Here is a 17,372-nt window from a genome sequence, read left to right on the forward strand (position 1 = left end):
GGTTTCACCGCGGGGCATGGGTCGCCCTACGCCTGGGGCGGGGCGTCGAGGAGGGCCACCCCGTACTCGGCGAGCGCGTCGACGTGGTCCGCGTCGTGACGCGCGTCGGCGTCGCCGACCGAGCGGAAGTAGCCCTCGATCGCCCCGGGGTTGTTGATGACCAGGAACTCCGCCGTCGCGGTGAGCGGCTGGAACGTGTGGGGCACCGACCGGGGACCGAAGACGTAGGCGCCCGGCCCGGCGTCGTGGACGTCGCACGCGTCGAGCGAGGACGAGCCGATCCAGAAGCGGACGCGGCCGGACAGCACCACCCAGCTTTCGTCCTCACGGCTGTGGACGTGCAGGGGCGGTGCGTCCGACCGGCGCGCGGTCACCCGCGCGACGCTGACCACTCCCTGGGTCTCGGTGGTCGACACGACCTGTTCCTGGACGCTGTCGTAGTAGTGGTAGTGGGTGCCGTCGCCGGGGTTGCGCACGAACGCGACGCTCATGTGGGTGCTCCCCTTCGTTGTGGTTTAGCGTTCAACTATTTCCGTTGCTCCGCCTCCGCGCAAGGGTCCGCCGCGGTCCGCCGCGATCTGTCCGGATCTCGACGCCGGGCCGCCCCCCGGCGTACGTCACGTCAGGTCCCGCCGCCGCAGCCCGACCAGCCCCGCCCCCACCAGCGCCCCGGCGATCAGGAGCAGTACCAGCACCGGCGGCCAGCTCATCTCCCCGCCCGGCAGCTTCGGCAGGTGGCCGAACGGGGACACGTCCAGGACGGTCTGCGGCACGTCCAGGGCCGGTCCGACCCACCCGAGCAGCAGCACCGCGCCCGCGACGGCCCACGCGGCCACGGCGGCCCGGGGCAGCAGACCGTGCAGCAGCACCGCCGCCCCGCCGATCACCCACACCGCGGGCAACTGCACCAGGCACGCGCCCAGGATCGCCCCGAAGTCCTGCCCGTACCCGGCGGCGAAGCCGAGCCCGGCGAGCAGCATGATGAGCGCCGCGCCGCCGAAGGCGATCACCAGGTGGCCCGCGGCCCACCGCAGCCGGCCCACCGCGCCCGCCAGCACCGGTTCCGCGCGCCCGGACGTCTCCTCGCCGCTGAGCCGCAGCACCGACGCCACGACGTAGAGCGCGGCGATCAGCCCGAGCATGCCGACCATCGCCGACACGAACGCGTCGGTCAGCCCGGCCTGTCCGCCCATCCGCTCGATGATCTCGCGGGCCTGTTCGTTGTCCCCGACCAGATCGGCCGCGCCCTCCGTCATCCCGCCGTAGACGACCCCGGCGAGGAAGAAGCCGATGCTCCAGCCGAGGACGCTGCCCCGTTGCAGGCGCCAGGCCAGCGCTCCGGCCGTACGCAGGCGCCCGGCGGCCGGTCCCGGCCGGGTCGGCAGGAAGCTCATGCCGAGGTCCCGGCGTCCGGCGAGAGCGTAGGCCACGGCTCCCTGCGCCACCGTCGCGCCCGCGATCAGCAGCAGCACCCACCACCGCTCGTCGGCGAAGGCTCGCACGTTCTCCAGCCAGCCGAGCGGCGACACCCAGGTCAGGACCGACGAGCCGTCGTCCGTCGCCGAGTCGCCCGCCGCCCGCAGGACGAAGGCCGCGCCCAGCACCGCCGCCGTCAGGCCCCGGGCCAGCCGGGCGCTCTCGGTGAGCTGGGCGACGATCGCCGCCGTGGTCGCGAAGAGCATCCCGACGCCCGCGACCCCGAGTGCGAGGGCCAGTGCACCGGCTGCCCCCTGCCCGGCCAGTCCGACGGCGATCAGCAGGGCCAGTACGGCGTTGGCGACCGCCGCCGCCAGCAGCGCCGCCGTGAGCGGGGCCCGGCGGCCGACCATTCCGGAGGCGACGACCTCCTGCCGTCCGCTCTCCTCCTCGTCCCGGGTGTGCCGTACGACGATCAGCAGGCTCATCACGGCGGCGAGCGCACCGGCGTACAGGCCGACCCGCCAGGCGGTGAGCGCACCGAGACCGTCGTCGAAGACGGGGCCGACCAGGGCGCGCAGCGAGGAGTTGGTCTCCATCTGCCGCATCAGGTCGGCGCGTTCGGCGGCGGTGCCGTACAGGCCCTTGATGGTGCCCGGCATGGACAGCACCATGAGCGCGTTCACCGCGACCCAGACCGGGATCAGTACGCGGTCGCGGCGCAGGGCGAAGCGCAGCAGCGTGCCGGTGCCGGCCAGTTGGCGCGAGCCCCCGGGCCGGGCCGCGAAGGCGGTGGCGGCGGTTTCGGCGGTGGCGGTCATCGCGCCGTCACCTCCGCTCCGGACTCCGCGTCCTCGGCGTCCCCGGCGTCTTCGGCCTGGTAGTGCCGCAGGAACAGCTCCTCCAGCGTCGGTGGTGTCGACGTCAGCGACCGCACGCCGGTCTCGCTCAGCGACCTGAGGACGGCGTCCAGCTTGTCCGTGTCGACCTGGAGCCGGACCCGGTGGCCCTGGACGTCGAGGTCGTGCACGCCGGGCAGCCGGGTGAGGCCGTTCGGGGTGCCCGCGAGTTCGGCGGCGACGCTGGTCCGGGTCAGGTGGCGCAGGTCGGCGAGCGAGCCGCTCTCGACGGTCCGTCCCTTGCGGATGATGCTGACCCGGTCGCACAGCTCCTCGACCTCGCTGAGGATGTGGGAGGAGAGCAGCACCGTCCGGCCGCGTTCGCGCTCCTCCTCCACGCAGCGCTGGAAGACCTCCTCCATCAGCGGGTCGAGTCCGGAGGTGGGTTCGTCGAGGATCAGCAGGTCGACGTCCGAGGCGAAGGCGGCCACCAGGGCCACCTTCTGGCGGTTGCCCTTGGAGTACGTGCGGCCCTTCTTGGTCGGGTCGAGTTCGAACCGCTCGACCAGCTCCGCGCGCCGCCGGGTGTCGAGTCCGCCGCGCAGCCTGCCGTAGAGGTCGATGACCTCGCCGCCGGAGAGGTTGCGCCACAGCGTCACGTCACCGGGGACGTACGCGATCCGCCGGTGCGCCTCGACCGCGTCCGCCCACGGGTCGCGGCCGAGCACCTGCGCGGCGCCGGCGTCGGCGCGCAGCAGGCCGAGCAGGACGCGGATGGTGGTGGACTTGCCGGCTCCGTTGGGCCCGAGGAAGCCGTGGACCTCGCCGGTCTCGACCTCCAGGTCGAGCCCGTCCAGAGCATGCGTGCGTCCGAACGACTTGTGCAGTCCGGAGACGCTGATTGCCTTCGTCATGATTCGGAACGTACGCTTCTTTCAGAAACTTGTGAAGTTAAGAAACCGTCAAGACGGTGAGGGATGATCGTGGGATGAGGCAACCAGCGGATCAGGCGGAAGCGGGGCGTGACCCCGAGGCGGTGTCGAAGTTCGTCGAGGGCTTCGCGGCGCAGCTCGTCGAGGCCGGGATGCAGCGCATGCCGGCCCGGGTCTTCGCCGCGCTACTGGCCTCCGACTCGGGCACGCTGACCTCGGCGGAGCTGGGTGAGAGCCTCCGGGTCAGCCCCGCCGCCGTCTCCGGCGCCGTGCGCTACCTCTCGCAGCAGCACATGGTCTCGCGCGAGCGCGAACCCGGCTCGCGTCGGGAGCGCTACCGGGTGCACAGCAACCAGTGGTACGAGGCGCTCACCAACCGCGAGGCCGTCCTCAAGCGCTGGGAGAACGCGCTGAGCGAGGGCGTCGCCAGCCTCGGCGCCGACACCCCGGCGGGCCGCCGCATGGCGGAGACCCTCGCCTTCTTCGAGTTCGTCGACGGGGAGATCGTGGCGATGATGGAGCGCTGGCGGGTGCACCGGGAGGAGCGGTTCGGGCGGGGGTGACGGTGATCGCAAAAGCGGGTCACGGCAGCGTGAGCAATCCACCACGCTGAGTCGTCACTGGTCCGCATTACGGGGAGGGCGCATCATGACTGTCATGGCGGAGCGACCGACGATGAGCGGCACTGAATACCAGGGCTTCGAGGAACTGCTGGTAGCCCTCGACGAACTGGCTGTACCCGACGGCTACAGGGCCGAGATCACGAGGGGGAGCATCGTTGTGTCGCCGTGGTCGAAGGGCTACTACCTCCGAGTGATGCGCCTGGTGTGCGCACAACTGGAGGCACATCTGCCCGAATCTCACGTGATCGAACGAGGGCCGTTCCTCTACGTCTTCCCGGGAGACGGGTGCGCCTACGGGCCGGACATCCACGTGGCACACGAGCGAGTCTTCGAGACGGAGAGCCACCACCTGGACGGGGAGGCCCTGTCCTTCGTCGCCGAGCTGACTTCTCCGGCCACCCGGAACAACGACCTGACCGAGAAGGTGGAGGTCTACGGCCGCGCCGGCGTCCCCGTCTACCTGCTCCTCGACATGCAGGAGGAGCAGGCCACAGTCCTGTGGACGCCGTCCGCCAAGGGATACGAGTCGCGCACCACCAGGCCCTTCGGCGAGAAGCTCCCGATCCCCGCCCCGTTCGACTGCCTGCTGGACACCGCCGGTTTCAAGGCGCCCTGACCGGCCCTACCCCGCCGGCAGCGTCAGCCCCCACGCCCCCTCGCGCGCCACCCACGTCCGCGTTCCCACCGGCCCGCACACCACCGCGTCGGCCCGGTAGCGGAAGTGCGCCCCCGACACGGTCACCGTCCGTCCGCTCGCCGTCAGCGGCGACGCCTGCGCGCCCACCGACAGGGGCCGCACCTCCACCACGGCCACGCCCGACGCGCCCGGCGTCACCGACACCCCCTCGACCGGCTGGTCCAGGTCCACCAGCGTCACCCCGTCGACCTCCACCCGCAGCCGGGCCGGGCCGGGCGTACCCGGCGCCACGGCGGTCCGGGCCGTACGCGAGGAGGCCAGCGTCCGTACCAGCGACTGGCAGGTCCGCAGCCAGGGACGGACCGACGCCGCCCCCTCCGGACCGGAGCCCGCCTCCTCCCGCACCGGTACCGGCACGGGGGCGGGCGGAATCCCCACCGTCCCCAGCACCACCCCGTCGCTGTCGTCGACGAGCAGGTCCAGGCGCCGCTCCGCGCCGTCGAGCACCGCCCGCGCCGCCGCCACCGCCCCCGTCGGCAGGCCCAGGGACCGGGCGAGGCCGAGCGCCGACCCCACCGGAACCACGGACAGCACGCAGCCCGCCAGCTCCCGCCGCCGGTGCAGCAGGGCCACGGCCCGCAGCAGTGCGCTGTCGTCACCGATCACCACCGGGCGCCGCGAACCCCGCCGCCCGAGCGCCCGCGCGAACTCCTCCGGGTCGTCCGGCAGACACACCTTCGTGTGCGCCGCGCCCGCGCTGAGCACGTCTTTCGCGATCCGGACGGACTCTCCGTCCAGCCGTCGGGCGACCGGATCGACGACCACCAGAAGCTGATCGGACCTCGCGGAAGAGTTCGCGGAAGAGCTCGTGGAAGTCGCCACCTCGGCCATGCCTCGCTTCCTCGGGTAGCATCTTTGTGCAAGAGCCCCTTGCGCTGTTGCGCCAGGGGCTTCGTCTATTCCGGGGCACCCGGTCCGACGGTTGGCGGCCAACGACGGTCGCGGTGTACGTGGCGGAAACCCGTCGCATACGCCCTCGACCATGGACATGCCCCGCCCGGAAGGGGTGTACGCGCGTGCCCGCACTTGTGCTGCTCGGTGCTCAGTGGGGTGACGAAGGCAAGGGAAAGGCGACGGACCTGCTCGGTGGCTCCGTCGACTATGTGGTGCGCTACCAGGGCGGCAACAACGCCGGCCACACGGTAGTCGTGGGCGACCAGAAGTACGCTCTTCACCTGCTCCCTTCCGGGATTCTCTCCCCCGGCTGCACGCCGGTCATCGGAAACGGCGTCGTCGTCGACCCGTCGGTCCTGTTCTCCGAGCTGAGCGGGCTGAACGAGCGCGGCGTCGACACGTCCAAGCTCCTGATCAGCGGCAACGCTCACATCATCACGCCGTACAACGTCACCGTCGACAAGGTGACGGAACGCTTCCTCGGCAAGCGCAAGATCGGCACCACCGGGCGCGGCATCGGCCCGACCTACGCCGACAAGATCAACCGCGTGGGCATCCGGGTCCAGGACCTCTACGACGAGTCGATCCTCACCCAGAAGGTCGAGGCGGCGCTCGACGTCAAGAACCAGATGCTCACCAAGCTCTACAACCGCCGCGCCATCGCCACCGGCCAGGTCGTCGAGGAGCTGCTGGGCTACGCGGACAAGCTCGCCCCCTACGTCGCCGACACCGTCCTGGTCCTCAACCAGGCCCTCGACGACGACAAGGTGGTCCTCTTCGAGGGCGGCCAGGGCACGCTCCTGGACATCGACCACGGCACCTACCCCTTCGTCACCTCGTCGAACCCGACCGCGGGCGGCGCCTGCACCGGCGCCGGCGTGGGCCCGACGAAGATCAGCCGGGTCATCGGCATCCTCAAGGCGTACACGACCCGCGTCGGCGCCGGACCGTTCCCGACCGAGCTGTTCGACGAGGACGGCGAGGCCCTGCGCCGCATCGGCGGCGAGCGCGGTGTCACCACCGGCCGCGATCGGCGCTGCGGCTGGTTCGACGCGGTGATCGCCCGCTACGCCACCCGCGTCAACGGCCTCACCGACTTCTTCCTCACCAAGCTCGACGTCCTCACCGGCTGGGAGCAGATCCCGGTCTGCGTGGCCTACGAGATCGACGGCAAGCGCGTCGAGGAGCTGCCGTACTCGCAGACCGACTTCCACCACGCGAAGCCGGTCTACGAGACGCTGCCCGGCTGGAGCGAGGACATCACCAAGGCGAAGTCCTTCTCCGACCTGCCGAAGAACGCCCAGGCGTACGTCAGGGCTCTGGAGGAGATGTCCGGCGCCCCGATCTCCGCGATCGGCGTCGGCCCGGGCCGGGACGAGACGATCGAGATCAACTCGTTCCTGTAGGAACCGGACGCACACCGACGGCCGGGACCCCGCTCGGGGCCCCGGCCGTCGGCCTCCGGGCGGCGGATACGCTGGCCCGGAACCAGCAGTGACGGACAGCGCGGAGCGAGCGGACATGCGGAAGCCCACCACCCGGACGTGGATCTGGCTGACCGCGGCGGTCGTCGTCGTGACCGGCGGGGCCTTCTACGTCGACGGCCACCGGGTCGCCGCCGCGCCGCACGCCGACGACGCCAAGTGCGACAAGGTGATCTCCCGGCTCCCCGACGACATACCCGGCGCCTCGCGCGACTGGGCCCTGGGCGACGGGGTCGCGTCCTGGGGCGGCCAGAAGGCCGTGTTCCGCTGCGGCGCCGAGGAGCTCCAGCCCAACGTCAACCTCTGCGTCACCGCGGACGGCGTCGACTGGGTCCTGGACGAGGCACGGCTCAAGCGCGACGGCGTGAGCGTCCTGCGGACGTACGGCCGCTCACCGGCCGTGGAGTTCACGTACTCCGGTCCGCGCGAGGAGGTGGGGGGCATCCTCGCCGCGCTGGACCCCGCCGTGAAGTGGATCCCGCAGGAGCGCAAGTGCATCGGCCTCGACGACGCCGCCACCGTCCTGTAGCCGTTCGTCCCCCGCAGCCCTTCGTTCGGCCCTCCTCGCCGGGCGTCGGCGTGCCCGGTGGTGTCGGATCGGGGGCATGACCGACCGCTACAGCGCCGCTTCCTGCCAGGGCCCGTACGGCGGCGAGAACGGCCCCGAGGACTGCGGAGACCCGGTCCGCTTCGAGGTCGCCCGGCACCTGAGGGAGCCGCTGCGGGTGTGCCCCGTCCACCTGGGACCGTCGCTGCTGCTGGCCACCGGGGTGCTGTGGCCGCCGGGCATCGTCCTGGTGCGCTGAGACCGCCGCGGGCCCGGGCACGCCGGGATGGTTCACTGGGGCGACGCGCCCCCGAGGGCGTCCGGAGGCGGAAGGAAGCCGTACGGTGCCCGCACGACCCGACGACATGGCCCGGCGGTTCGAGCTGGACCGGCCCCGGCTGCGGGCGGTCGCGTACCGGATCCTCGGTTCGCTCAGCGAGGCGGACGACGCCCTCCAGGAGGCGTGGCTGCGGGCCGACCGGGCGGACACCTCCGGGGTGGACAATCCCTCGGGCTGGCTCACCACGGTCGTGGCCCGGGTCTGCCTCAACCTGCTCCGGGCCCGCGACACCCGGCGCGAGGAACCGCTGGACGACGGGGCCCGCAGGCAGCCGGCCGGCACCGGCACCGCCGCGGATCCGGCCGAGGAGGTGCAGCTCGCCGACGAGGTCGGGATCGCGCTGCTGATCGTCCTGGACACCCTCGGTCCCGCCGAGCGGCTCGCGTTCGTCCTGCACGACATGTTCGACGTGCCCTTCGGCGACATCGCCGCGATGCTCGGCAAGACCCCCGCCGCCACCCGCCAGCTGGCCGCCCGTGCCCGTCGTCGGGTCCGGGGCGTCCCGGCACCCGACGCCGACCTGCCGCGCAGGCGCCGCGCGGTCGACGCCTACCTGGCGGCCACCCGCGGCGGCGACTTCGACGCGCTGGTGGCCCTGCTCCACCCGGACGTCGTGCTGCGCGCCGACGCGGCGGTCGTCCCGACGCCCGCGCCCGTCACCATCAGCGGTGTGGAGCGGGTGGCCGGGGGAGCGATGGCCTCGACGGGCCGGGCACAGGCCGCCGCCGTCGTCCTCGTCGACGGCCGGGTGGGCATGGCGATGGCCGAGAACGGCAGGCTGCGCGTCGTGCTCCGCTTCGACTTCGCCGCCGACGGCCGCATCACCGGCATCGACGTGATCGCGGAACCGGCTCGCCTGAACGAACTGGACATCACGGGCATAAGCTGAAGCCGTACACGTCGCATCGGCAGAAGAAGGTGAGTGCGATGCGCGTACTGCTCAAGGCGACGCTGGACACGGACAAGGCGAACGAGGCGATCCGCAGCGGGAAGCTGCCCGAGCTGATCAACCGCACCCTCGACCACATCAAGCCGGAGGCCGCCTACTTCGGCCCGCTCGGCGGCCGGCGGACCGCCCTGATGGTCTTCGACATGCAGGACAGCTCGGAACTGCCGCCCACCGGTGAGCCGTTCTTCACCGAGCTGAACGCCGAGGTCGAGGTCTCCCCGATCATGAACGCGGACGATCTGCGCAAGGGCCTGTCCCAGCTCGGCTGACCGGCGCGGAAGAACGGATCAGCTGAAGACGATCATCGACCCCTGCGCCAGGCTCCGCGTCGCCGCCGCGTGCAGGCCCAGCCACACATGGCGCTCCCGGGCGAACGGGCTGGAGTCGGGCGGCGCGGGCACTGCGGGCTCCTCCAGCTCCGTCGGGGCGAGCGGCGGCTGCGGCGGGGCCGGGGGGTTGGCCGGGTCGATGCCGAGGGCCGGGGCGACGGCCTCCAGTTCCCGCAGCAGGGTGTGCGAGGAGCCCAAGGGGCCGCCGCCCGCCAGGAGTTCGTCACTGGAGAGCGGGTGCGGGAAGTCGACCGGCACGTAGGCGCCCGCGTGGTCGTAGTGCCAGACCAGATGGGACTGCTGGGCCGTCGACTCGAACATCTCCAGCAACTGCTCGTAGTCGCCGCCGAGTTCGTCCACCGGGGTCACCGGGAGGCCGCACACCTGGAGGAGGTGTGCGCGGCGCAGGAAGTGCAGCGCGTCGTAGTCGAAGCCGGCCACCGGCGCGACCTCGCCGGAGAGCCCCGGCATGTACTGGTACACCGGTACCGGCGGCAGCCCGGCCTCGGCCAGCACCTTGTCGTATTGCGCGAGTTCCTCGGCGAACGGGTTGTCCGGCGTGTGGCACAAGACGTCGACGAGCGGTACCAGCCACAGGTCACAGGCCAAAAGAGGGCTCCTCACACAGCATGGTGGTCAGGGCAGCGTAGTCGGTGTGCGCCGGTGCGCGTTGCGTGCAGATCCCATACCCATCTGGGGCCGGGCCACGACACGTCCGGCGTTGGTCATTCGCCGGCGAGCCCTTCGATCAGGGCGAGCGAGTGGCTGTTGTACGCGTCGACGAGCGAACGGGCGCCCGGGATGTCCCGCCGCGCCAGGGCGTCGACCAGTTCGGTGTGCCCGCACCACAGGGCGCCGCGCAGTTCGCTGAGCCGGCGCAGGTGCTGCACGGTGCACACCCAGCTCTGCACCCGCAGCCGGTGCAGGAAGTCGCAGAGGTAGGGGTTGCCGAAGAGGGTGGCCAGTTCGCGCCAGTAGCGCAGGTCGTAGCCGATCAGGACGGTCAGGTCCCCGGCCGCGGCGGCGCGCTGGGCCTCCTCGCCGCGCCGGCGGACCCCGGCGAGGGCGGCGGCGATGCGCGGGTCGGCCGGGTCGGGTCCGCCCGGCAGGTCGGCGGCCAGGGAGAGGAACATGCCGTCGGTCACCAGACTGCGGGCCTCGATCATGCCGCGGAAGTCGTCGACCGAGTACTCGTGGACGCGGAAGCCGCGGTGGTGGTCGGCGTCGAGGAGCCCCTGCGCGGACAGGTCGACCAGCGCCTCGCGCACCGGCGTCGCGGACACGCCGTACTGCTCGGCGATCTCCTTGACCGTGAACTCCTGCCCCGGCTGGAGCCGCCCGGCCAGCACCTCGTCACGGAGCGCGTCGGCGATCTGCTGCCGCAGGGTGCTGCGCGTGACGGCACCGGTACCGCTGGGACCGGGCATGGGCGGGCGTCTCCTCGTCGCGTTCGGGGCGTCGCCCGGGGGCGCCGCCCGGGGGCGTGCTCGTACACATGTCTACCGCGTACGAGCACGCCACCCTACGCGCTCGGTTCCCTCGCCCCGTTCCGCCTACTCCGTGTACTCGTCCGCCACGGACAGTGCCGTGTCCAGGGCCGCCAGGCCCTCCTTCAGCTCCGCCTCGGAGACGTTGCACGGCGGGACCACGTGGGTCCGGTTCATGTTCACGAACGGCCACAGGCCGTGCGCCTTGGCGGAGGCGGCGAACGCGGACATGGGCGCGGCCGCCTGCCCGCTCGCGTTGTAGGGCACCAGCGGCTCCCGGGTCTCCCGGTTCCGCACCAGCTCCAGCGCCCAGAACATGCCGGTCCCGCGCACCTCGCCCACGCTCGGGTGGCGCTCGGCCAGCTCCCGCAGCGCCGGCTCGACGACCTCACCGCCGAGCCGTGCCGCGTGCTCGACGACGCCCTCCTCCGCCATCACGTTGATCGTGGCGACGGCGGCGGCGCAGGCCAGCGGGTGCCCGGAGTAGGTCAGTCCGCCGGGGTAGGGCCGCTCGGCGAAGGTCGCGGCGATCTCGGCGGAGATCGCGACGCCGCCCAGGGGCACGTAGCCCGAGTTCACGCCCTTGGCGAAGGTCATCAGGTCGGGCACGACGTCGTACAGATCGGCGGCGAACCACGTACCGGTGCGGCCGAATCCGGCCATGACCTCGTCGAGCACGAACACGATGCCGTACTTGTCGCAGATCTCGCGCACCCCGGCCAGGTAGCCGGCCGGCGGCATCATGATCCCCGCGGTGCCCGGGATCGTCTCCAGGACGATCGCGGCGACGGTCCCCGGGCCCTCGAAGGCGATCGTCGTCTCCAGGTGCTCCAGCGCCCGCGCGCACTCCTGCTCCTCGGTCTCGGCGTAGAAGCGCGAGCGGTACAGGAACGGCGCCCAGAAGTGCACGACCCCGGCCGTGCCGCTGTCGGAGGCCCAGCGGCGCGGGTCACCGGTGACGTTGACCGCCTGCTGGGTGCCGCCGTGGTACGAGCGGTAGGCGGAGAGCACCTTGGGGCGGCCGGTGTGCAGCCGGGCCATGCGCAGGGCGTGCTCGACCGCGTCGGCGCCGCCGTTGGTGAAGAAGATCTTGTCCAGGTCGCCCGGCGTCCGCTCGGCGATCAGCCGGGCCGCCTCCGAGCGCGCCTCGACGGCGAACGCGGGCGCGAACGTCGTCATCCGCGCCGCCTGCTCCTGGATCGCGGCGACGACCTTGGGGTGCTGGTAGCCGATGTTGGTGTAGACGAGTCCGCTGGAGAAGTCGAGGTAGCGCTTGCCTTCGTAGTCCCAGAAGTACGACCCCTCGGCGCCGGCGACGGCGAGCGGGTCGATCAGCTCTTGCGCTGACCAGGAGTGGAAGACGTGCGCGCGGTCCGCGGCCTGCACGGCGGCGCCGGCCTGGGGGGAGGGCTGAGGGGTCATGCGGCCGAGGGTAGATGTCCGCGATGCGGAAACGGAATCGGCGTCCTGTCTGCGGTCGGGGGCTTTCCACGACAGGTTGTCGACGCGTCGCCGATGCGGTGCCGACGCGTCGCGGGCGCGCGGAGCCCCCTCCGTTACGGAACCGTGGACAAGCGGCGACTCACCGCGGGGCCGGCCCGCACTATCCTCGCCCTGTTGTTCATGTTCGGGGGGAAGGCGGCGCGGCATGCGGAGACTGGGGGACGGGGACCCGCAGCACATCGGGGTCTACCGGCTCTTGGGCCGGCTGGGCACGGGCGGCATGGGCCACGTCTACCTGGCCCGCTCGGACCGGGGGCGCACGGTCGCCGTGAAGCTGGTGCGCGAGGAACTGGCCGCGACGGAGGAGTTCCGCGAGCGGTTCCGGCAGGAGGTCGAGTCCGCGCGCCGGGTCGGCGGGTACTGGACGGCGCCCGTCCTGGACGCCGACACCGAGGCCGCCGTGCCGTGGGTCGCCACCGGGTACGTCGCGGGGCCCAGCCTCCAGCAGGTCGTCGGACACGACCACGGCGCGCTGCCGGAACGCTCGGTGCGCACGCTGGGCGCCGGTCTGGCGCACGCGCTCCAGGACATCCACGCCGCCGGGATCGTCCACCGCGACCTCAAGCCGTCCAACGTGCTGGTCACCATCGACGGCCCCCGCGTCATCGACTTCGGCATCGCGCGCGCCCTGGAGACGGTGACCGACGGCGGCGTCACCCGCACCGGCGCGCTGGTCGGCTCCCCCGGCTTCATGGCGCCCGAGCAGGTGCGCGGAGACCGGATCACGCCCGCGTGCGACGTCTTCTGCCTCGGCTCGGTCCTCGCCTACGCCGCCACCGGCAAGCTGCCCTTCGGCGCCGCGAACAGCGGTGCGCACGCCCTGATGTTCCGCATCGCGCAGGAGGAGCCCGACCTGACGGGCGTGCCCGAGGGCATCGCGGACCTCGTGCGCGACTGCCTGCGGAAGGACCCCGCGGCGCGGCCGTCCCTCGCCGACGTCCTGGAGCGCACGGGCGCGCAGGACACGGTCACCGGCGGCCGCTCCCGCGACCCGTGGCTGCCCAGCGCGCTGGTGGCCCAGCTCGGCCGCCACGCGGTACAGCTCCTGGACACCGAAAACCCCGAACACCCGGCCCAGCCCGGAGGCCCGGCCCTTTCACGCACACCCGGACCGGCCACGGCGCCCTCCGACGGCCCGCTGCCCGACGACGACGCGGCGGCCGGCGGCGTGGGGCCTGGCGGTGCTGGACCCGGCGGTGCGGGGCCCGGTGGCGTGGGGCCCGGCGGCGTAGGCGACGACGGTGGCCCGTGGCCGGGTGGCGGTGGACCCGGCGGTGTGGGGTCTGCCGGTGCCGGGCCCGGCGGCGAGGGTGCCCAGGGGGGCGACCCGGCGTCGGGCGGTCCGCCTCCTCCGCGTGAGCCGGGCAGCGGCGGCGCTCCGCTGAACCACCTCCCCACCCTGGTCGCGGGCGAGCACCAGACGCCCCCGCCCGACGCCCACGGCCACCCCCAGCCGCCCGCCCCCGGGTACGCCCCGGCCTGGCACGCGTCGCAGCCCGGACACCAGCACCCGTACGGCGGCGCGGGCGGCCTCGGCCCGACCCCGCCCCAGGGGCCCCCGCCCCCGTACGGACCCCCGCACGAGCCCGTCCGGAGCGCCCGCTCCACCGCCCTGCTGATCGTCGTCGCCCTGGTCGTCGCACTCGGTGCGGGCGGCACGGTCTACGCCCTGATGCGCGGGGACGGCGACGACCGGGCGGGCGGCGACCCCACCCCCACGCGGTCCACGGGCGCCCCGCAGGACCCGGGTACGGGCGCCTCCGGCTCGTCCGGTGCGACGGGGGGCCGGTCGCCGTCGGCCGGTTCGCCCGCCCCGGCCGCCGACGAGGGCACGGTCCCGACCGGGTACGTGGGCGACTGGTCGACCAGCATCGACAACGCCTCCGGGACCCACCCCCGCACCCTGAGCATCGTGCAGGGCGAGGTCGGCGACACGGTGCTGACCCTCGTGGCGGACGGGCCGACGAGCACCGGCACCTACCACTGCGTGTTCGACGCCGCCCTCACGGCCGAGCCGAGCCCCGGCGGTCCGCTGCGGCTCGGTCCGTCCGAGGTCAGGACCGGTCCGTCCAGCAGTTGCACCCCGGGCGGGCCCAGCACCGTCACCCTGCGGCCGGACGGCAGCCTGGAACGCACCAACGACGACAGCGGCGAGTCCCTGCTCTACACCCGTCAGTGAGGGGACGTGGCCCCGCCGTCGGCGTCAGCGGGGCTCCGGCGGACGTTGGCGGGGCATGTTCGGACGGGTGCCGTTCTGCGGGGGGAGCGGGAACCGGCCGGTGGCGCCCGTGCCCGAGCCGTCCGGGCGCGGTCCGTCGGCCGCCGCCGCGGCATGCGGTCCCAGCGGCCCCGGGCCCGGGCGGAAGCACACCATCCAGTCCGCCGTCTCCGCCCGCACCAGCTCCGTCACGTCCTCCGAGAACCGCCGCAGCACCAGCAGGCACCGCTCCGCCGCCTCGCTCGCCGTCCCGTCCGCCGGGCCCAGCACCTCCCGCACGCTCTCCGACGCCCAGTCGAACTGGAGCGCCTGAAGCCGCCGCTGCACCGCCTGCGCCGTGGCCACGTCCCGCATCCAGCCGGACGTCACCCCGAAGTACCGGTCGCCCGCCACACACGCCACCGCCCACAGCAGCGCCAGATACCCCCAGGGCGCGACCCCTCCCACCGCACCCGACAGGTCGAGCAGCGGCAGCGCCGCCCCGGCCGCCGCACCCACCGCGGCCCCGCCCCGCAGCAGTACGGCACCGCGCCGCTTCCACACCCGGTCCGCGAGATACCAGGCCGCCGTGTCCAGCGCGCCCCGCTCCACCCACCGGTACAGCTCGTCCAGCCGCTCGGCGGGCAGTGCCCAGTCCCCGAGGGGAAACGTCCGCCCGGTCAGGTCGCCCGGCCGCGTCCCGGCCGCCCCGCCCTCGCCGTCCCGCCCGCTCTGCGGCGGCCCCTCGGGCTGCATCTCCGGCTGACCCACCCGGCACTCCCTACTGCTCGCCACTGCTCGCCGTACCGCTCGCCGTCCGTGAGGACTCGTACGCCGGAACCCTGCGCCGGAACCCTTCCTACCGCCCAATGGGTGGCGAAGGGCCTGGTTCCGTCGCTTTTCCGCCCGGAAGAGGGCGTTGATCAGGTATAGGGCTCCCAGGGCGTCACTCGAAAGAGTGCTGGGGCGAGGGCCGCCCGGACCACGTAGGCTCGTGCCGAACGGCAAAACCGTAGTGACCGGACGTGATGGGAGCTGAATGTGATCCCCGGTGGTGGCCAGCCCAACATGCAGCAGCTGCTCCAGCAGGCCCAGAAGATGCAGCAGGACCTGGCGAAGGCCCAGGAGGAACTGGCCCAGACCGAGGTCGAGGGCCAGGCGGGCGGCGGCCTGGTGAAGGCCACGGTCACCGGCTCCGGCGAGCTGCGCGGCCTCGTCATCGACCCGAAGGCGGTGGACCCGGAGGACACCGAGACCCTCGCCGACCTGGTCGTCGCCGCCGTCCAGGCGGCCAACGAGAACGCGCAGAACCTCCAGCAGCAGAAGCTCGGCCCGCTCGCCCAGGGTCTTGGCGGTGGCGGCAGCGGCATCCCCGGCCTGCCGTTCTGAGTCACCTCCGGGCCCGGCTTTCCCGGTTCGCCTTTCTCGGACCGGCCGAAGCCATCTACCGTACGTAGTGCACGAACCTCAGGAAGGACGGCAGTCCGTTGTACGAAGGCGTGGTCCAGGACCTCATCGACGAACTCGGGCGGCTGCCCGGCGTCGGTCCCAAGAGCGCGCAGCGGATCGCCTTCCACATCCTCCAGGCCGAGCCGGCCGACGTACGGCGGCTCGCCCAGGCCCTCATGGAAGTGAAGGCCAAGGTCCGTTTCTGCGCGACCTGCGGGAACATCGCGCAGGAGGAGCAGTGCAACATCTGCCGCGACACCCGGCGCGACCCGTCCGTCATCTGCGTGGTGGAGGAACCGAAGGACGTCGTCGCCATCGAGCGCACCCGCGAGTTCCGCGGGCGCTACCACGTGCTCGGCGGCGCGATCAGCCCGATCGACGGGGTCGGCCCGGACGACCTGCGCATCCGTGAGCTGCTGGCCCGCCTGGCGGACGGCACGGTCACGGAACTGATCCTGGCCACGGACCCGAATCTGGAGGGCGAGGCCACGGCCACGTACCTCGCCCGCATGATCAAGCCCATGGGCCTCAAGGTCACCCGCCTGGCCAGCGGCCTCCCGGTGGGCGGCGACCTGGAATACGCGGACGAGGTGACCCTCGGCCGCGCCTTCGAGGGGAGACGACTCCTAGATGTCTGACGCCACGCTGCACGCGACCGACCAGAACCCGGACGACTTCGCGGTCCAGATCGCCGACCAGATCGAGAGCTTCCTGGTGGCCGTCACCGAGGTGGCGAAGGGCGACGAGCCCGACTCGGCCGTCCCCTTCCTCCTCCTGGAGGTCTCCCAGCTGATGCTGGCCGGCGGTCGGCTGGGCGCCCACGAGGACATCGTCCCGGACGAGCGCTACGAGCCCGACCCCGGCCCGGAACTCGACGTGGACGAGATCCGGGAGAACCTGGCCCGCATCCTCGACCCGATCGACGTCTACTCCGAGGTCTTCGACCCCTACGAGCCGCGCAAGGCCCCGGTCCCGGCCCGTATCTCCGACGACCTCACCGACGTCATCACCGACCTCCGCCACGGCATGGTCCACTACAAGGCCGGCCGCACCACGGAGGCCCTGTGGTGGTGGCAGTTCTCCTACTTCTCCAACTGGGGCTCCACCGCGTCCGCGACCCTGCGCGCCCTCCAGTCCGTCGTCGCCCACGTCCGCCTGAACCAGCCCCTGGAGGAGCTGGACGGCCTCGACACCGACCAGGAGCTGGGCGACGAGACCCTGGAGTCGGAGGCCGGCCGGGTCATGGTCCGGGAGATCGCGGGACCGCTGGGCCTGCGGCCGGTCAAGTAGCGGCCGTCGTCGTCGTGGGGTGCGGTCTCCTCGGAGGCCGCACCCCATGCGTAGTTCTCCACCATCTGGTGCGCGTCACTTCTCCCCCTTGCTGGACGCAGCGCGGTCACGGACCTCAGTGCCAGACGTTCCGGAAAATATAAACCGCTACCGCTGTTTGTCAACGGAGCGAGGAAGCCTCCAAATCCGGCATAGCGCGCGCATGAGGGCGTAACGAAACGCCCGGCGCCGCAGGCCGGCCGCACGCTCGCTGATGCGGGCAGGATAAAAGAGACTGCAAAGTCTGATACGGCCATGCAGCGGTCGCAAAACCGACAGGATGCCTTGGGTTGACCGGCAGATGAACGCCCGTCGGTGGCCGTCGCTGATGTCAATGTGACCTTCATGGTGATTTGT

Annotated in this window: 19 protein-coding genes; 11 read left to right on the top strand and 8 right to left on the bottom strand. The window is 72.5% G+C overall.

All coding sequences use genetic code 11. The features are described 5' to 3' along the window. Positions 1-26: 26 nt before the first annotated feature. The 3 genes from ACZ7MF_RS28255 to ACZ7MF_RS28265 form a co-directional block, all read right to left on the bottom strand. Entirely contained in the window at positions 27-491 is a 465-nt protein-coding gene (locus ACZ7MF_RS28255) for a cupin domain-containing protein (RefSeq protein ID WP_471480823.1), read from the bottom strand. A gap of 126 nt (positions 492-617) precedes the next feature. After that, entirely contained in the window at positions 618-2,237 is a 1,620-nt protein-coding gene (locus ACZ7MF_RS28260; RefSeq protein ID WP_471480826.1) for an ABC transporter permease, read from the bottom strand. Then, positions 2,234-3,169: an ABC transporter ATP-binding protein gene (locus ACZ7MF_RS28265; RefSeq protein WP_471480827.1), complete on the bottom strand. Its 936-nt coding sequence runs from the start codon at positions 3,167-3,169 to the stop codon at positions 2,234-2,236. Before ACZ7MF_RS28265 ends, ACZ7MF_RS28260 begins: the two co-directional genes overlap by 4 nt. A 74-nt stretch (positions 3,170-3,243) precedes the next feature. Between ACZ7MF_RS28265 and ACZ7MF_RS28270 the strand changes: the two genes are divergently transcribed. Then, the gene (locus ACZ7MF_RS28270) at positions 3,244-3,750 is read left to right on the top strand and encodes a GbsR/MarR family transcriptional regulator (protein WP_471480829.1); all 507 of its coding nucleotides are present in this window, start codon (positions 3,244-3,246) and stop codon (positions 3,748-3,750) included. An 85-nt stretch (positions 3,751-3,835) separates the two neighbouring features. Further along, entirely contained in the window at positions 3,836-4,426 is a 591-nt protein-coding gene (locus ACZ7MF_RS28275) for a Uma2 family endonuclease (RefSeq protein WP_471480831.1), read from the top strand. Positions 4,427-4,432: 6 nt separating this feature from the next. Here the strand turns inward: ACZ7MF_RS28275 and ACZ7MF_RS28280 are convergent, their stop codons facing one another. Beyond that, positions 4,433-5,338, bottom strand: coding sequence for a diacylglycerol kinase family protein (locus ACZ7MF_RS28280; RefSeq protein WP_471480833.1), 906 nt, complete (start codon positions 5,336-5,338; stop codon positions 4,433-4,435). Positions 5,339-5,523: 185 nt separating this feature from the next. On the opposite strand from ACZ7MF_RS28280, the gene ACZ7MF_RS28285 reads away from it, so the two are divergent. The 5 genes from ACZ7MF_RS28285 to ACZ7MF_RS28305 all read left to right on the top strand — a co-directional run bounded on the left by ACZ7MF_RS28285 (position 5,524) and on the right by ACZ7MF_RS28305 (position 8,990). Further along, entirely contained in the window at positions 5,524-6,807 is a 1,284-nt protein-coding gene (locus ACZ7MF_RS28285; RefSeq protein ID WP_471480835.1) for an adenylosuccinate synthase, read from the top strand. Between the two features lie 115 nt (positions 6,808-6,922). Continuing rightward, the gene (locus ACZ7MF_RS28290; protein ID WP_471480837.1) at positions 6,923-7,414 is read left to right on the top strand and encodes a DUF3515 family protein; all 492 of its coding nucleotides are present in this window, start codon (positions 6,923-6,925) and stop codon (positions 7,412-7,414) included. Between the two features lie 76 nt (positions 7,415-7,490). Then, entirely contained in the window at positions 7,491-7,691 is a 201-nt protein-coding gene (locus ACZ7MF_RS28295) for a hypothetical protein (RefSeq protein WP_115742852.1), read from the top strand. 85 nt (positions 7,692-7,776) lie between these two features. Next, positions 7,777-8,661, top strand: coding sequence for a sigma-70 family RNA polymerase sigma factor (locus tag ACZ7MF_RS28300; RefSeq protein ID WP_471480840.1), 885 nt, complete (start codon positions 7,777-7,779; stop codon positions 8,659-8,661). A gap of 38 nt (positions 8,662-8,699) precedes the next feature. After that, a complete protein-coding gene (locus tag ACZ7MF_RS28305) occupies positions 8,700-8,990 on the top strand; it encodes a hypothetical protein (protein WP_471480842.1) in 291 nt (96 codons plus the stop codon). Between the two features lie 18 nt (positions 8,991-9,008). Here the strand turns inward: ACZ7MF_RS28305 and ACZ7MF_RS28310 are convergent, their stop codons facing one another. From ACZ7MF_RS28310 to ACZ7MF_RS28320, 3 genes are all read right to left on the bottom strand, one after another. Next, complete coding sequence (locus ACZ7MF_RS28310) at positions 9,009-9,659, bottom strand: hypothetical protein (protein ID WP_471480843.1); 651 nt, start codon at positions 9,657-9,659, stop codon at positions 9,009-9,011. Between the two features lie 116 nt (positions 9,660-9,775). Next, positions 9,776-10,477: a GntR family transcriptional regulator gene (locus ACZ7MF_RS28315; protein ID WP_388519177.1), complete on the bottom strand. Its 702-nt coding sequence runs from the start codon at positions 10,475-10,477 to the stop codon at positions 9,776-9,778. Positions 10,478-10,603: 126 nt separating this feature from the next. Continuing rightward, positions 10,604-11,959, bottom strand: a complete 1,356-nt coding sequence (locus tag ACZ7MF_RS28320) for an aminotransferase class III-fold pyridoxal phosphate-dependent enzyme (RefSeq protein WP_471480846.1) — start codon at positions 11,957-11,959, stop codon at positions 10,604-10,606. 226 nt (positions 11,960-12,185) lie between these two features. On the opposite strand from ACZ7MF_RS28320, the gene ACZ7MF_RS28325 reads away from it, so the two are divergent. Next, entirely contained in the window at positions 12,186-14,219 is a 2,034-nt protein-coding gene (locus ACZ7MF_RS28325; protein WP_471480848.1) for a serine/threonine-protein kinase, read from the top strand. Between the two features lie 24 nt (positions 14,220-14,243). Here ACZ7MF_RS28325 and ACZ7MF_RS28330 read toward each other — a convergent pair whose 3' ends face one another. Then, entirely contained in the window at positions 14,244-15,008 is a 765-nt protein-coding gene (locus ACZ7MF_RS28330; RefSeq protein WP_356867234.1) for an SLATT domain-containing protein, read from the bottom strand. A 270-nt stretch (positions 15,009-15,278) separates the two neighbouring features. Between ACZ7MF_RS28330 and ACZ7MF_RS28335 the strand changes: the two genes are divergently transcribed. The 3 genes from ACZ7MF_RS28335 to ACZ7MF_RS28345 all read left to right on the top strand — a co-directional run bounded on the left by ACZ7MF_RS28335 (position 15,279) and on the right by ACZ7MF_RS28345 (position 16,976). Next, the gene (locus ACZ7MF_RS28335) at positions 15,279-15,626 is read left to right on the top strand and encodes a YbaB/EbfC family nucleoid-associated protein (RefSeq protein WP_398328002.1); all 348 of its coding nucleotides are present in this window, start codon (positions 15,279-15,281) and stop codon (positions 15,624-15,626) included. Between the two features lie 98 nt (positions 15,627-15,724). Further along, the gene (recR, locus tag ACZ7MF_RS28340) at positions 15,725-16,324 is read left to right on the top strand and encodes a recombination mediator RecR (protein WP_471480851.1); all 600 of its coding nucleotides are present in this window, start codon (positions 15,725-15,727) and stop codon (positions 16,322-16,324) included. Then, positions 16,317-16,976 (top strand): DUF5063 domain-containing protein, encoded by a 660-nt coding sequence (locus ACZ7MF_RS28345; RefSeq protein WP_361012002.1) that lies wholly within the window; start codon positions 16,317-16,319, stop codon positions 16,974-16,976. The genes recR and ACZ7MF_RS28345 overlap by 8 nt, the downstream gene beginning before the upstream one ends. Positions 16,977-17,372: the final 396 nt, after the last annotated feature.

Source organism: Streptomyces sp. NPDC111628 (assembly GCF_055635195.1).

Bases quoted from the DNA above. Each gene is read 5' to 3' on its own strand.
- ACZ7MF_RS28290 (WP_471480837.1), top strand. From the start codon at position 6,923: ATGCGGAAGCCCACCACCCGGACGTGGATCTGGCTGACCGCGGCGGTC.
- ACZ7MF_RS28315 (WP_388519177.1), bottom strand. From the start codon at position 10,477: ATGCCCGGTCCCAGCGGTACCGGTGCCGTCACGCGCAGCACCCTGCGG.
- ACZ7MF_RS28325 (WP_471480848.1), top strand. From the start codon at position 12,186: ATGCGGAGACTGGGGGACGGGGACCCGCAGCACATCGGGGTCTACCGG.
- ACZ7MF_RS28270 (WP_471480829.1), top strand. From the start codon at position 3,244: ATGAGGCAACCAGCGGATCAGGCGGAAGCGGGGCGTGACCCCGAGGCG.
- ACZ7MF_RS28275 (WP_471480831.1), top strand. From the start codon at position 3,836: ATGACTGTCATGGCGGAGCGACCGACGATGAGCGGCACTGAATACCAG.
- ACZ7MF_RS28345 (WP_361012002.1), top strand. From the start codon at position 16,317: ATGTCTGACGCCACGCTGCACGCGACCGACCAGAACCCGGACGACTTC.
- ACZ7MF_RS28280 (WP_471480833.1), bottom strand. From the start codon at position 5,338: ATGGCCGAGGTGGCGACTTCCACGAGCTCTTCCGCGAACTCTTCCGCG.
- ACZ7MF_RS28320 (WP_471480846.1), bottom strand. From the start codon at position 11,959: ATGACCCCTCAGCCCTCCCCCCAGGCCGGCGCCGCCGTGCAGGCCGCG.
- ACZ7MF_RS28265 (WP_471480827.1), bottom strand. From the start codon at position 3,169: ATGACGAAGGCAATCAGCGTCTCCGGACTGCACAAGTCGTTCGGACGC.
- ACZ7MF_RS28255 (WP_471480823.1), bottom strand. From the start codon at position 491: ATGAGCGTCGCGTTCGTGCGCAACCCCGGCGACGGCACCCACTACCAC.
- ACZ7MF_RS28260 (WP_471480826.1), bottom strand. From the start codon at position 2,237: ATGACCGCCACCGCCGAAACCGCCGCCACCGCCTTCGCGGCCCGGCCC.
- ACZ7MF_RS28295 (WP_115742852.1), top strand. From the start codon at position 7,491: ATGACCGACCGCTACAGCGCCGCTTCCTGCCAGGGCCCGTACGGCGGC.
- ACZ7MF_RS28305 (WP_471480842.1), top strand. From the start codon at position 8,700: ATGCGCGTACTGCTCAAGGCGACGCTGGACACGGACAAGGCGAACGAG.